Genomic DNA, 13,920 nt, shown 5'->3' with positions numbered 1-13,920 from the left:
CGAGGCGCCGACGAGGGCGGTGGCGGTGACGGCGACCGCCGCGCGGTGCGTCCAGGATCCGGCGCTCATCGTGCCCCTTCCGTCGAGTGATCGCGCGGGCCCTGTCCGCGGGCGCGGCGCTGCTGGTGACTGCGGCTCAGGTGACTCTGGATCCAGGCGTGGCGGAACTGGTAGACCGCGCCGACCTGGCGGAGCACGCCGCGCTGGTGGGCGTCCTCCAGGAAAGCGATCAGCGCCCAGGGCAGCTGCCCGGTGAGCGGCAGCCAGATGCGGGCCAGCGCCACCCACTGGCCCCAGGCGGTGAGGCTCAGTCCGTAGGCGAGCCCGGCGCCGAACGCGCCCTCCAGCCCGAAGACCAGGCCGACCTCGAAGCCGCGCAGCGGCCCGTACACGATGCCGTTCACCAGGCCGGTGCCGCTGCCGAGGACGAGCGCCCAGGTGAGCAGGTGGTAGGCGATGTTGCGGCGGTCGATGTCCAGCAGGTCGGCGGGGCTGACCACGGACTCGGTGCGGACCGGGGCCTCGAACAGCGCGATCAGGCCGAAGACCAGCCCGATCGAGAGGGCGATCGGCACCGTGAAGACCAGCCCGGCGACGAGTCCGGCGCCCTGCCCGTCGGCGAGGCCGAGCGGACCCACCACGCCTTCGTCGACCAGGATCAGCAGCGCCATGCCGACCGCTCCGCCCAGCAGGCCGATCAGGAACCGGGTGCGGGCGTTGCGGCGGGTCACCGGGGTGCCGAGACCGATCCGCATGCGGACCGGTGAGGGTCTGAGGGCCGCCCGGGCGGACAGGTGCCAGTAGACGAACCCGAAGAGCGAGCCGGCGGCGAGGCCGTGCAGGAGGCCGACCAGCAGGCCGCGGACCACCGCGAACCGGAAGCCGTGCGCGGTGGCGACCAGGTCCACCGGGATGTTGCCGATCGCGGTGGTGACGCCGAAGGCGACGCCGGCCAGGACGGCGATGATCACGGTGCGGGAGAGGCGGCTCATGCCGGTGCCGACCTCCCACCAGCTGAGGTCCTGCCGTTCGCGGCCGAGCCGGGTCAGGTGGTCGGCGAGGTGGCCGAGCCAGCGTTCGGCGCGCTCTGCGTCCCACGAGCCGTTCCGGCGGTGGACGGTGTCGAGCCGCTCGGCGGGGCGCGGGCGGTAGACGGCGGGGACGAACCCGGCCAGCAGGTGCTGCTCGATCGCCTCGGAGTCGGGGAAGCGGGCGGTGTCCAGGAGTTCGTCCGGCCGGCGCTCGGGGTGGTCGCTGTACATGGTGCGGGCGAGGGCGATCATCAGCGGGGTGCGCAGCGCCGCGGCGAGGTTGGCGCGGCCGGCGCTCTGCGCCGTCCGGGCCGGGTCGAGGACGGCCTCCCAGGTCGCGCCCTGCTCGTCGGGGCCGGCCGGCCCGGGGAAGGCCGGGTCGGTCCGGGGCAGGTAGCCGCGCAGGTCGTCGAGGTCGAGGTCGCACAGTTCCAGGACGACGGCGGCGGCCAGCGGGGCGTGGGCCGTCCGCACGGCGGCGGTGAACTCGGCGTGCCGGCTGGTGAGGACGAGCGGCAGCGAGGAGCGGTTCAGCTCGGCGAGGGCAGGGGCGCGCAGGCCCTCGGCGAGTTCGTCGAAACCGTCGAGGACCGGGAGGACGAGGTCGTCGTCGAGCAGGTCCGCGGCCAGCGTCCTGGCGCCGGAGACCCGGCGGGCCAGGTGCGGGTAGTCGCGCAGCAGCCGGCCGATCAGCCAGTCGCGCAGCGCCACGGTGGTCGGATCCCAGGCGCCGAGGCTGAAGATCACCGGCACCCGGTCGTTGCGGGTGCGGGCGTCCAGCAGGTCGAGCGCGAAGCGGACCGCCAGGATCGACTTGCCCGACCCGGCCCGGCCGAGGACCACCAGCCGGCCGGACGGGATGCGCCGGTAGACCTCGGCGACCCGCCGCAGGTCGCCGCCGAGGTCCGGTTCGGCGCCCGCCTCACCGGGGGCCAGCCGCAGGGCGTTCGCCGACCGGTCCGCCACCCCCGCCGGCAGCTGCCGCCAGCGCACCGGCAGCGCGAACGGGTGGTGCACCCGGTGCTGGGCCTCCTCGCGGCGCCAGCGGCGCCGGCTCTCGCGGGCCAACTCCTCGGCGGCGTCGGCGAGCGGGCCGTGGTCCCGGGGCGGCGGCGGTTCCGGCGGCGCCGGGGACTCCGGTGCGACCGGGGCCGTGCCGCCGCCGCCGAGTTCGCTCAGCCGGCGGCGGTCCTCGGGGCCCGCGTCGAGCGCGTCCGCGATCCGGTTGATGGTGCCCAGCCGGTGGTCGAACGGCCGGTCCGTCTCGATCCGGCGGACGGTGCTCTCGCCGAGCCCGGCCCGCTCGGCGAGCTGGAACTGCGTCAGCCGGGCCTGCTTCCGTAACTGCCGCACCAGCGATCCGAGCGTTTCCGCCACAACCCGTCCTTCCCCCGAGGAATGAAACAGGGGCGAGCCTACCGTTCACGACCGGTCACATATGACCGGCGCTCTGACCTGTGCCTTTGCCTGACGCAACGTCAGCATCGGTGGTGCGGACGGCGGTTCCGCGGCCCCTGCGCACGGTGTCGTGCGGCCCGGGCCGCCCCGTCCGCGACACCCGTACGTGACTGTGAAGAGGCGGTGTTTGCGATGGCGGAGACGAAGGGCGTCCTGCTGCCGGCCTACGTGGTGGCCGACGAGTCGGGCTCGATGGCCCCGTACCAGCGGGAGCTGGGGGACGGGGTGGCGTCGCTGTGCGAGGGGCTGCGGGCGGAGCCGATGGTCGCGGCGAAGCTCCGGCTGGCCGTGCTCGGGTTCTCCGACGACGTCCAGGTCCGGCTCGCGGTGGCCGACATGCGCACCGAGACCACGGTGCCCCGGCTGGTGATCCGCGGGGTGACCAACTACCGGGCCGTCTTCGAGGACCTGCTGCAGCGGATCCCCGGCGACGTGAAGTGGCTGCGCGGCGAGGGCTACCGGGTGCACCGCCCGGTGGTCTTCCTGCTCAGCGACGGCCAGCCCACCGACGGCTCGTCCTGGCACGCGCCGCACGCGGAGCTGACCGACCGGGACCGCACGCCGACCGCGCCGAACATCATCGCCTGCGGCCTCGGCGACGCCCGGGCGCAGACCATGGTCGACGTGGCGACCCGGCCCGAGTTCGCCTTCCTCGCCAAGTCCGGCACCGACATCGGCCGGGCGATCTCGGAGTTCTTCCACTCGCTCACCATGAGCCTGGTGGCCTCCGGCCACGCCCTGAACTCGGCCAACCCGCAGCTGGTCGTCAACCGGCCCGACCAGTTCACCATGGCCATCGACGAGGTCGGCCGGTGACGCCCCGGACGACCGGGCCGGGCCCGGCCCCGCACCGCCCCGAGGCCCGCCGGGCCGCCCCCGGCGACCCGGCCGGACCCGGCGCCCTGGCAGCGGATCACCGTCGACGTGCCGGGCCTGGACTTCGAGGCCCGGCCGCCCAGCCAGTACGCCTTCGACTTCCCCGACAGCGAGTGCGAGGGCTGGTCCACCGACCGGCTCACCCTGCGCTTCGCGTCCGTCCGCGGCGCCAAGCACCGCTACTACCGGCAGCCGCGCCAGGACGCGGCGCGCGCCGCCGTGCACGAGGCCACCGGCAGCATCGTCTTCGCGGTCGCCGACGGCGTGTCCAGCGCCGCCGAATCCCACCAGGGCGCCGTCGAGGCCTGCCGGGCCGCCGTCGAACGCATCCTGCACCAGCTCGACCGGAACCCGGAGCGGCTCGACAGCACCGACGTCGCGGCCTTCGCCGCGGAACGGCTGCGCGAACTGGCGCGGTGGCGGCTCGGCGCCCCCGCGCCGCAGGCCGCCGAGGTGGCCCGGCTGTACGCCACCACCCTGGTGGCGGGCGCGGTCCGCACCGCGGGCGACGCCCTGGAGGCCGAACTCTTCCGGATCGGCGACTCCGGGGCGTGGCTCCTCGACCGGGCCGGCGGCGGCTACCACCCGCTGTTCGGCGGCAAGGCCGCCCCGGGCGAGCCGCTGGTCAGCAACGAGGTCTCCCCGCTCCCGCTGGTCCCCGCACAGCCGGAGACCGCCGTCGGACGGCTCACCGAGCCGTGGACGCTGCTGGTCGGCACCGACGGCTTCGGCGACCCGCTCGGCGAGGGCGACGGCCGGGTCGGAGAGCTGTTCGCCCGTCAACTCGCCGTGCCGCCGCCCCCGCTGTGGCTCGGCCACGTCCTGGACTTCACCCGGGAGACCTTCGACGACGACCGCACCCTGCTGGCGATCTGGCCCCGCACCGAGGGGCACAGGTGAGCTCCCGGCCGGCCGCCCCGGTCGAGTTCGCCACCCTCACCCTGGGCGCGGAACTCGGCCGGGGCGGCCAGGGAACGGTCCACCAGGTGCGCAACAAGCGCATCAACGAGGCGGCGGCCGACGGCGGTTGGGAGGTCGTCTACAAGGAGTACGCCCCCGCGGTGCTGCCGCAGGTGGACGACGCCGCGCTGGCCGCCGCCGTCGCGCTGCCCGGACGGCTGACCGGCGAACAGAGCCGCTGGCTGTGCGAGAAGACCGCCTGGCCGGCCGCCGTGGTCCGGCGCGGCGGACGGACCTGCGGATTCCTGATGCGGGCCGTCCCCGACCGCTTCCGCTTCACGCTCCGGACCCTGAAAGCCGGCAACCAGGGCCCGCCCAGGCTCGCCACCCTCGAGTACCTCCTCAACGACGACACCTACGTCGCCGGCATCGGACTGACCGTCACCGACCGGGACCGGCTGCTGCTGCTCGCCGACCTCGCCACCACCCTCGACCGCCTGCACCGCTTCGGCATCGCCGTCGGCGACCTCTCCCCGAAGAACCTGCTCTTCGCCCTCACCCCGCAGCCCGAATGCTTCCTCATCGACTGCGACGCGGCCCGCACCGACCTCGCGACGGTGCTGCCGCAGGTCGAGACCCCGGACTGGCACGTCCCCGCGGGCGAGGAACGGGCGACACGGCACAGCGACACCTACAAGCTCGCGCTGCTCGCCGTCCGCCTCTTCGCCCGCGACCAGAGCACGACCGACCCGGCCGCCCTGGCGGCGATCGACCCGGCCCTCGGCGACCTGGCCCGCAGCTCGCTCGGAACGGACCCGGCCGCCCGGCCGACGCCCGCCGCCTGGGCCGAGCGACTGGCCTCGGCGGCCGGCCGGGTGAAGGCGGCCAAGGGATCGAAGGCCTCCGGCGGGTCGAAGGCGTCCGGCGGGTCGAAGCGGAAGCCTCCGGCCGGGGCGGGGGCCTCGCGGACACGGGTCAACAGCGCTTCAGGGTCCGGTGGTTCGGGTGGTTCGAGTGGTTCGGGCGGCTCGGCCGGTCCGGTCACCGTGCCGGGCGCGGGCGCGGGCAGCGTGGCCGCCCGGGTCGGCAAGGTGCTCCTCGGTCTCGCCGCCGTCGTGGCCCTGGTGCTGGTGGTGGGCTACGACGGCGACTCCCACCCGGTCGGCGCCCGCTCGGCCGCTGACAGCCAACCGCTGACGGGCACTCACCCGACGCGTCTGGCCGGCAGTTCCTACCGGATCCCGCAGCCCGACCCGATCGTCACCAGCACCCGCCCGCCAACTCCGACCCCGACACCGACACCGACCCCGACCCCCACGCCCACGCCGAGCCCGAGCCCGACCGATCCGGTCGGCACCGCGACCGTCGGCGACTGCTTCCACGACACCGGCACCAGCGACCACGCCGACCTCAGCCCGACCGCCTGCGCCGCCGGGGCGTTCAAGGTGGTCCGGATCAACGAGGGCAGCACCGACCTGGACGGCTGCGCCAACGTGCCCGGCAACGACGAGAGCGTCAGCTCCAAGCGCTACTCGAGGGTCCTCTGCCTCAGCTACCAGAGCCCGGGCGGGGATTCGTACCACGCCCGGCAGGGCGACTGCGTCTTCGGACCGTCCGGCGGGGGCCAGTGGTCGCTGCTGTCCTGCCGGACCGGCGCCTTCAAGGTCCTGGCCGTCTACACCGGCACCGGCGACCACTCCAAGTGCGACGGCTGGCCCCACTACAACCAGTGGCGGACCGTCCCCGGCCCCAGGGGCGCCGACCGCGACGTCCTGCAGTGCCTGTCCATGGTGTTCCCCGACGACGCGGGCTACGCCCCCGTCCGCACCTGCCTGCTCAAGTCGGGCTCCACCTTCACCGACGTCGGCAGCTGCGAGCGCTCCAACGTCTACGTCACCGGACGCACCAGCACGCCCAACTACCCCGCGTTCTGCGGCCAGGACGCCTCCACCTACTGGCGCTCCAACGAGTTCCCCGACCTCGGCTACACCGTCTGCTGGCGCTGGCGCTGACCCCGCCATCGCTGCGCATCGACCAACCGGCCATCCCACCAACGAAGTTCGAGGACCTGACATGGCATACCGCTACCGGTGCGGCGAGTGCGGCTTCAAGACCTCCTGGGGCACCGAGTCCCAGGGCGAGCGGGCCCAGATCGCGCACTACACCGACCGCCACCCCGGCCTGCGCCCCGGCGGAACGGTCGAGGCGAACACCAAGAACCCCGAGGGCGGCATCGGTTGCCTCGGCATCCTCGCCGTCCTGTTCCTGCTGTTCGTCCTCGCCGCCGCGTGCAGCCGATGACCGGCACCGACCCGAACACCACGACCAGGGGGACGTCATGACGAAGCACTACTGGAACCAGGACCCGGCCGCACCCGCACCGCCCACCTGGCAGCAGACGCCACGCGCGGTCCCGCCCCGACTCGGCCCCGGCGGCGGCACGGCGACGGCACCTGCCGCGCCGGCCGCCGTGCCGGCCGCTGCGGCACCTGCCACGGCGCCGCCCGCACCCGCGACGCCGGCCGGGCCGTCGGGCCCGGGCACACCGCCGCCCACGCCGCCGGTCGCGTCGGCGCCTGCGTCGGCGACGCCCTCCGGGGCGCGGGCAACGCGCCGGGGAACCGGGGTACTTCGCCACTGGCGGCTGCTGGTGGCCGCGGTGCTGCCCTGCCTGGTGCTCATAGGTGTCGGCTGGTGGCTGTGGCCCGAGCAGCCCACGGGCATTCCGCCGCACGTCGCCGCCGGGACGGTCCAGGCGGACCTGCTCGGCGCCGACAGCGTCAGCCGGCTGGCCGGGACGACGGTGGTCGCCGGGTCCCAGTCGGGCCGGCCGCACGCCGCGCTGAACGCGGCGCCCTCGGACTGCGCCGTCGCGGCGGGCCCGACCACGCAGTCGGTCTACGGGCCGGCGTGGAAGGCCTTCCTCTCGGCGACCTACCAGGACGCGGGGGGTTCCGGCGCGTACAGCGTGAACCAGACGCTCGGCGTCTTCCCGGACGCCGACACGGCCGGCACCGCCTTGCAGCGGCTCACCGACGGCCTCGCCAGGTGTTCTTCCGCCACGGTCACCGACCAGGCCGGGCGCAGCTCTAAGTGGACCTACACGGCGCGCCCCGCCACCGAGTCCGCCGTGGTGTGGGCCGCCGCGCAGGACGGCGCCGGGGACTGGGCCTGCTTCCACCAGGCGCGGGTGAAGGGCGCGAGCCTGCTGCAGGTCGCCGTCTGCCAGGCGGGTGACGGGGCGTCGACCGCCTCGAAGCTCGCCGACGAGCTCGCCGGGAAGGTGACCGGATGACCCCGCCCCGGCGCAGGGCGGCCGCGCGCCGCCTCGTCCACCTCGTGCTGATGGCGCTCGTGGCATCGCTGGCGCCGATCCTCGCCCTCGGAGCACAGACGGTCGCGGCGACCCCCGCCGCGGCGGCCACGGCACAGGCGGGCACGCTCGCCCCCGCGCAGCTGATGACGCCCCAGGGCTTCGAGGCCGCCGTGGCAACGATGCTGGCGAAGTTCGATGAGGCGAACCGGCAGGCCGCGGAGATGGCGCAGCAGGAGAAGGCCGTGGTCGCCGAGGCGGAGCGGATCCTCAAGGAGGCCGCCGCCATCCGCGACAGCAAGGCGGCGCTCAACGCCAGGGTCGCCGCGGTGAACCAGGAGATCGACGGCCACAACGCGCGGGCGAAGGCCCTGGACGGCGAGATCGCGGCCCACAACGGCAAGCAGCACGAGTTCCAGATGCCGGCGCAGGCGCAGGCCGCCGCCGCCTACGACGGCGAGGCGCAGCAGTTGGAGGCCCGGAAGAACCAGGAGAACGCCGTCGAGGACAAGATCCAGGGCGAGCAGAACCAGATCCGGCAGGAGGCCTCGCAGGTCGACGCCCGGTCCTCCCAGCTCGACGCCGCGTCCAAGGCGAACGACACGAAGGCCTCCGACCTCAAGACGAAGGCCCAGCAACTCCAAGCCCGCAGGCAGGAGTTGCTCGGGCAGATGGCGCAGGCGATCCAGAACCTCGCCACCGCCGCACCGAATCCGGCAGCGGCCATGGACCAGGGCGGTGACGCGCCCGCCCCGGCCCCGCAGGCCGGCAACCGGTCCGTGAGCCAGAGCGAGGACACCGGCGACACCCCCTACCAGCAGCCGCGGATCTCCGCCCTGAAGGACTACGGCAAGCAGGCCGGCGGCACGGTCGACGTGCGCCCGGGAACCGCGTACCTGACACCCGAGGCCATCAGGCAACTCCCCGCCGCGCGGGCGGCCACCATGACGAGCCCCTCCTTCAGCTACGACGGCCTGGTCCGCAAACCCAACGGGCACTACACGGCGCTCCGGCTCCGGGCGCCCGCCGCAGCCCCGGCCGCGGCTCCGGCTCCGGAATCGTTCGCGCCCGGAGGGCTCGTCGCGTACCGCAACGGCGAACGGCTCCTCATCGACGGGATCACGACGCTCCAGGACGCGGCCGCCTCCGCGGGGTCCCTGCCGAGCTCCGGCCCGGACGGAGGGGAGCAGCGGCGGGATCCGGAGGACTGCCGCCGAGGTGGCAAGGGATGGGTCGAGCTCGGCAAGCGGGACAGCGCGAACGGGAACCGGGCGACCCAGATGAACGCCTGCCTCGACACGGACTACCTCAGCACGCACGAGGGCACCGGCACCCAGACGACGCCCCGCCCGCCCGGGTACAACTGGGCCGGGAGGTACAACGGCTTCCTGGGAAACACTGATCCCTCGAAGTGGATCAACAACTGCCACCTGCTCGCCAAACGGCTGAGCGGGAGCGGCACCGACCTGGACAACCTCGCCACCTGTTCCAGGGCGGCGAACGCCGCTCCGAACGCGACCGGCGACCCGGGGATGAATCCCCACATGGCGAAGATCGAGGGCGAGGTCTCCGATGCGATCGCCGACAAGCAAGTCGTCCGCTACACGGTGACACCGCATTACGCCGGGAACAGGACGGTCCCGTACGAATTCGTGATGAGCGCTCACGGGGTCTACCCCGACGGAACCCGGGGCATCGACACGGAGGACGTCGTGATCGAGAACAAGATCTGGAGTGTCAAGAACGGCCAGTGGTACAACCTCGGCCGCGTGTTCGACAGTCGAATGACTCCGGTGGGCCCGGTTCCGACCGGCCCGACGGATTAGGGGAGAACCAATGACGAGCAATGCACTCGAACGTCTGCGGCGGGTTCTTCCGCCCTCGCCGGCCACCGCGGAAGGAGCGGTGCCGGACCTGCCGGGAGTGGCGACGGCCGAGGCCGCGCTGGGAGTCCGACTGCCGCCGGACTACCTGGACTTCCTCGCGGTCTACGGTGCCGGATTGCTGGACGACTTCCTGCTGATCGCGGCACCGGCGACGGCACCCGGCCACCAGAACACGAGCATCCTGGAGCTCACCGGGACGTTCCGCCGGGCTGCTGCCGAGCCGTACATGGCCAGAGACCTGGGAGACGGTGAGGCGTACATCCACTGGGGCGTGGACGGCGGCGGAGGCTCCTACCTGTGGCGCATCGAGGGCGAGTCCAGCGCCGAGTGGCCGGTGTGCGTGTACGAGGACGGATTGACGGTCCTGCCGTACGGAATGGTGGAGTTCCTGGCCAGGGCCTGCACCGAAGGTCTTCCTCCGGACCTCCAGGGCAAGCTCCGCGGCGGCGGCGGCCACGAATTCCTGCACTGGCAGGACCAGTACCGCCGCGACGCCGAGCAGTACGGGTCCGATTCGTACATCGGCGGCTGAGCGACGCGCTCCCGCCCGGCCGGGACAGGGTTCCGGCCGGGCGCGGCAGCGGTCCGCGGGCGGTGCGGCGGACGCCGGTGCGGGGGCCGGGGTGCGGGTGGGGGATGCTGGGGGGCATGCGTGCTGCCCGCCTGATCCGCATGGCTCTTCTGCTGCAGTCCACTCCCGGGCTCACCGCCGCCGAACTGGCGCGGGAGTTGGAGGTGTCCGAACGGACCGTCATCCGCGACGTGCAGGCGCTGCAGGGGGCCGGGATCCCGGTGCGGTCGGAGCGGGGCGGGCCGGCGGCTATCGGCTCGCCCCCGGCCACCGGACGCGGCTCACCACCCTGCACCCCACCGAGGCCGAGACCCTGTACCTGTCCGGGCTGCCGTCCGCGCTGCGCGACCTGGGGCTCTCCGACGCCGCGGACACCGCCCGGCTGAAGCTCTCCGCGACGCTGCTGCCCTCCCTTCGGGCGGCCGCCGAGTCCTCGGCCCGGCGGTTCCACCTGGACGCGCCGGCCTGGTTCCGCGAGCCGTCCGCCCCCGACCTGCTGCCGGACCTGGCCCGGGCGCTCTGGGCGGACCTCGCGGTGGAGTTCGGCTACACCCGCCCCGGCCGCGAGCCGGGGCCGGCCCGCCGGGTGGAACCGTACGGGCTGGTCCTCAAGGCGGGCGTCTGGTACCTGGTGGGCCGAGCTCCCGGCGCCGCGGGCGGCGCCTTCCTGACCTTCCGCGCGGACCGGATCACCGCACTGCGCACGCCGGTTGACGGAGCGTTCACCCGTGATCCGTCCTTCGACCTGGCGGCGTACTGGGAGGAGCACAGCGCCCGGTTCGCCCTGTCGCTGCTGCGCGCCACCGTCACGGTGCGGCTCACCCCGGCGGGCGCGCGCCGCCTGCCCGAGGTCACCGACCGGGCGGCGGCCGGACGGGCGCTGGCCGCCGCCGCGCCGCCGGACGCCGCCGGCCGGGTCACCCTCGAACTCGCCGTCGAGTCCGAGGAGATCGCGTTCGCCGAACTGTCCTCGCTCGGCGCGGAGGCCGAGGTGCTCGCCCCGTCCGGTCTCCGCGCCCGCTTCGCCCGCCAGGCCCGGGCCCTCGCCGCGTGCTACCGCGAGGAGGACCCGGACGCCGGGGAGCAGAAGACCCGGGACGACGGTTCCGCCGAGGGTCAGCGGTAGTCGTCGGCGGAGACCGGATCCCCCTTCTCGCCGCGCTCGCCGACCGCCTCGAAGTACGCCCAGGCGTCCGGCCTGCTGCCGTCCACGTCCGTGATGCCGTAGACCCGGGCGAGTTCGGCGCTGGACGTCGACTTCCGGTTCCACCGCTCGGCCCGCTGCGGGTCGGCCGCCAGCGCGGCCACCCCGCGGGCGAGGTACTGCGGCGATTCCGCGATCGCGAAGGCCGGCTCGACGGCGATGACGTCCCGCCAGTTCTCCTCCGCCACGCCGAAGTGCGTCAGCATCTGCTCGGAGCGCAGGAAGCCCGGCGTCACGCACACCGCCGCGCCGCCGTACTCCGCCAGCTCCTCGCCGAGTCCGAAGGCCATCCGGATCGGCGCGTTCTTCGCCAGGTCGTAGTAGACGTTCTCCCGGTACCGGCGGTTGGTCTCCGCCGTCCCGTCGGTGACCTCCACCAGCAGCGGTGCGGCCGATCGCACCAGCAGCGGCAGGCCGAGCGCCGCCGTGATCACGTGCGAGCGCACGCCCAGTTCCAGCATCCGCAGCCCGTCGGCGAGCGGTGTCTCCCAGCTCTTCTTGCCGAAGATCGACTCGGCGGTCAGGCGCTCGCCGCCCCACAGGTCGTTGACCAGGACGTCGAGGTGGCCGTGCTCCTCCTCGATCCGCCGGAACAGCGCCCGCACCTGCTCCTCGTCCAGGTGGTCGGTGGGCACCGCGATCCCCACCCCACCGGCCGCCGTCACCAGTTCTCCCGTCTCCTCGATCGTCTCGCTCGCCCGGCCGACCTCGCTCAACCGCGCGCGAGTCGTCCGTCCGGTCACGTAGACCGTCGCCCCGGCCCTGCCCAACTCGACCGCCAGCGCGCGGCCCGCACCCCGGGTCGCGCCCGCGACCAGGACGATCCGGCCGGCCAGCGGCAGGGCGGGAAGGCTGTCACGGGGCGCGGCACTGTTCGTGTTCTCCATGCCTTCAACGATCGCCGCCAAAGGTGACAAGACCCGTCACCTTTTACTCCTTCACAACTCCACCCCGATACCGACACCGAAGGGCCGCAGCACACTGCGGGGAGCGTCAGCCGGCGTCCGGCCGAGGGGCCGTCAGACCGGCCGTCAGGAAGGCGACCACGGTGGAGAGTTCGGGGAACGACGGGACGGGGCCGGAGGCCGCGTCGGTGGCGAGCGGGCGGCCGTAGGTCTCCAGCAGGGCCGTGAAGGCGAGCCGCCAGCGGTCGGTGATCTCGTGGACGGTCAGCTCGGGCAGGGCCCGGCCGAGGACCACCTCGAACGGGGCGGTGCCCGCCCACGGGGAACCGCTGAGCGGCCGGTCGGCGGCCAGCATGGTCTGGGCGAGCAGCCGGCAGAGCATCCGGCCGCGCTCGGTGCGCACCAGCTCGTCGAACGGCCCGGCGACGGCGGTGACCAGCGTCCGCACCTGCGCCGGGCCGGTGGCGGCGGCGTCGGGGCGGAGGGTGGCCGCCTCCAGCCGGTCCTGCCACAGCGGCAGCAGCTCGCGCCCCAGGAGTGCCGCGACCAGCCCCTCCCGAGAGCCGAAGTGGTAGTGCACCGCACCCGGATTGAGCCCGGCCTCGGCGTTGATCGCCCGCACCGAGACCTGGCCGACCCCGCGCTGGAGGAAGAGCCGCTCGGCGGCCGCGAGCAGGCGGTCGCGGGTGGTGGCGGGGTCCGGTGCCGGTGCCTCCGCCGGTGCCGGGATCCGGTTCGGGGGCGTGCTCTGGGCTGCGTCGTCGGGCATGCGGCCATTGCATCACGGGAGCTCGGGTTACCATCCAATCAGTGATTGAAAACCGATTGGCGGACCCGGGCGGCAACGCCCCCGCCGATCTCCCGCGCTCCCGCGCACAGTGATCGAGAGGCTCGCACCATGGGTACCTACGCCGTCACCGGCTCCGCTTCGGGAATGGGCGCCGCCAGCGCCGCCGTCCTCCGCGAGAACGGGCACACCGTCATCGGCGTCGACCTCCACGACGCCGACATCACCGCCGACCTCGGCACCCCGGAAGGCCGCCGGTCCGCCGTCCAGCAGATCCTGGACGCCGCCGACGGCCGACTGGACGGCGTCGCCGCCGTGGCCGGCGTCGGCCCCGCCATGAAGGACGCCGGCGCCGTCGCCGCCATCAACTACTTCGGCCCGGTCGCCCTGCTGGAGGGGCTCCGCCCGGCCCTCGCCCGCTCCGCGGCGGGCCGCGCCGTGGTGATCGGCTCCAACTCCTCCACCACCGTCCCGATGATCGACGACAAGCTGGTCGACCTGCTGCTCGCGGGCGACGAGCCGGCAGCCCGCGACCACGCCCGGGCCGCGCAGACGGCGCTCCCCGCCGAGATGATGCAGAGCGCACCGAGCATCTCCGCCTACGCCACCTCCAAGTTCGCCCTGGCCCGCTGGGTGCGCCGCACGGCCGTCACCCCGACGTGGGCCCGCGAGGGCGTCCTGCTCAACGTCATAGCCCCGGGGGCAGTGATCACCCCGCTGATGCTCGGCTCCACCGGCGCCGGCCAGGAACCGGACCCCGACGCCTTCCCCACCCCGATGCCGCTCGGCCTCTTCGGCCGGCCCGAGGACATCGCCTTCTGGGTGCACCAGTTCCTGCGCCCCGAAGCCCGGTTCACCACCGGAGCCACCCTCTTCGTCGACGGCGGCACCGACGCCGCCATGCGCCCGGACGCCCAGCCCACCGCCCTGACCCTCTGACCACCCGGGCCCTCTGACCACCCGGGCCCGGCCCAGCGGCCGGGCCCGCC

The 13,920-nt window shown here is 74.1% G+C and carries 11 protein-coding genes and 1 pseudogene; 9 read left to right on the top strand and 3 right to left on the bottom strand.

From position 1 onward, the window contains the following. Nucleotides 1–65 precede the first annotated feature (65 nt). Nucleotides 66–2,408 carry a helix-turn-helix domain-containing protein gene (locus KCH_RS02015; RefSeq protein ID WP_035858426.1) on the bottom strand — a complete coding sequence of 781 codons (2,343 nt, stop codon included), beginning with the start codon at nucleotides 2,406–2,408 and terminating at the stop codon, nucleotides 66–68. A gap of 213 nt (nucleotides 2,409–2,621) precedes the next feature. On the opposite strand from KCH_RS02015, the gene KCH_RS02010 reads away from it, so the two are divergent. From KCH_RS02010 to KCH_RS01975, 8 genes and pseudogenes are all read left to right on the top strand, one after another. Continuing rightward, entirely contained in the window at nucleotides 2,622–3,305 is a 684-nt protein-coding gene (locus tag KCH_RS02010) for a vWA domain-containing protein (RefSeq protein WP_035858424.1), read from the top strand. A gap of 108 nt (nucleotides 3,306–3,413) precedes the next feature. After that, nucleotides 3,414–4,265: a protein phosphatase 2C domain-containing protein gene (locus tag KCH_RS02005; protein ID WP_035858423.1), complete on the top strand. Its 852-nt coding sequence runs from the start codon at nucleotides 3,414–3,416 to the stop codon at nucleotides 4,263–4,265. Continuing rightward, complete coding sequence (locus KCH_RS43175) at nucleotides 4,262–6,277, top strand: LppU/SCO3897 family protein (RefSeq protein ID WP_035858421.1); 2,016 nt, start codon at nucleotides 4,262–4,264, stop codon at nucleotides 6,275–6,277. Before KCH_RS02005 ends, KCH_RS43175 begins: the two co-directional genes overlap by 4 nt. 61 nt (nucleotides 6,278–6,338) lie before the next feature. Beyond that, nucleotides 6,339–6,566, top strand: a complete 228-nt coding sequence (locus KCH_RS01995) for a hypothetical protein (RefSeq protein ID WP_035858419.1) — start codon at nucleotides 6,339–6,341, stop codon at nucleotides 6,564–6,566. A gap of 349 nt (nucleotides 6,567–6,915) precedes the next feature. Further along, the gene (locus KCH_RS01990; protein WP_035858417.1) at nucleotides 6,916–7,560 is read left to right on the top strand and encodes a sensor domain-containing protein; all 645 of its coding nucleotides are present in this window, start codon (nucleotides 6,916–6,918) and stop codon (nucleotides 7,558–7,560) included. Further along, entirely contained in the window at nucleotides 7,557–9,404 is a 1,848-nt protein-coding gene (locus KCH_RS01985; RefSeq protein ID WP_035858415.1) for a DNA/RNA non-specific endonuclease, read from the top strand. Before KCH_RS01990 ends, KCH_RS01985 begins: the two co-directional genes overlap by 4 nt. Before the next feature lie 79 nt (nucleotides 9,405–9,483). Further along, nucleotides 9,484–9,996, top strand: a complete 513-nt coding sequence (locus tag KCH_RS01980) for an SMI1/KNR4 family protein (RefSeq protein ID WP_084223119.1) — start codon at nucleotides 9,484–9,486, stop codon at nucleotides 9,994–9,996. 116 nt (nucleotides 9,997–10,112) lie between these two features. Beyond that, a pseudogene (locus tag KCH_RS01975) lies at nucleotides 10,113–11,161 on the top strand (helix-turn-helix transcriptional regulator). On the opposite strand, the gene KCH_RS01970 reads toward KCH_RS01975, so the two are convergent. Both KCH_RS01970 and KCH_RS01965 read right to left on the bottom strand, forming a co-directional pair. Beyond that, the gene (locus KCH_RS01970) at nucleotides 11,152–12,126 is read right to left on the bottom strand and encodes an SDR family oxidoreductase (RefSeq protein WP_035858411.1); all 975 of its coding nucleotides are present in this window, start codon (nucleotides 12,124–12,126) and stop codon (nucleotides 11,152–11,154) included. The pseudogene KCH_RS01975 and the gene KCH_RS01970 sit on opposite strands and share 10 nt — an antisense overlap. A gap of 106 nt (nucleotides 12,127–12,232) precedes the next feature. Continuing rightward, nucleotides 12,233–12,913, bottom strand: coding sequence for a TetR/AcrR family transcriptional regulator (locus KCH_RS01965; RefSeq protein WP_063750098.1), 681 nt, complete (start codon nucleotides 12,911–12,913; stop codon nucleotides 12,233–12,235). Nucleotides 12,914–13,042: 129 nt separating this feature from the next. Here KCH_RS01965 and KCH_RS01960 point away from each other — a divergent pair, with 129 nt between their 5' ends. Beyond that, entirely contained in the window at nucleotides 13,043–13,870 is an 828-nt protein-coding gene (locus KCH_RS01960; RefSeq protein WP_035858410.1) for an SDR family oxidoreductase, read from the top strand. Nucleotides 13,871–13,920 lie beyond the last annotated feature (50 nt).

The organism is Kitasatospora cheerisanensis KCTC 2395 (assembly GCF_000696185.1).
GTDB classification, from domain to species: domain Bacteria; phylum Actinomycetota; class Actinomycetes; order Streptomycetales; family Streptomycetaceae; genus Kitasatospora; species Kitasatospora cheerisanensis.
Note: the sequence above shows the minus strand (reverse complement) of the source record. Positions and strands in the feature narration are given on the sequence as shown.

Coding starts and splice junctions, on each gene's coding strand:
- KCH_RS02010 (WP_035858424.1), top strand. CDS start 2,622: ATGGCGGAGACGAAGGGCGTCCTGCTGCCGGCCTACGTGGTGGCCGAC.
- KCH_RS01995 (WP_035858419.1), top strand. CDS start 6,339: ATGGCATACCGCTACCGGTGCGGCGAGTGCGGCTTCAAGACCTCCTGG.
- KCH_RS01970 (WP_035858411.1), bottom strand. CDS start 12,126: ATGGAGAACACGAACAGTGCCGCGCCCCGTGACAGCCTTCCCGCCCTG.
- KCH_RS01985 (WP_035858415.1), top strand. CDS start 7,557: ATGACCCCGCCCCGGCGCAGGGCGGCCGCGCGCCGCCTCGTCCACCTC.
- KCH_RS01965 (WP_063750098.1), bottom strand. CDS start 12,913: ATGCCCGACGACGCAGCCCAGAGCACGCCCCCGAACCGGATCCCGGCA.
- KCH_RS01960 (WP_035858410.1), top strand. CDS start 13,043: ATGGGTACCTACGCCGTCACCGGCTCCGCTTCGGGAATGGGCGCCGCC.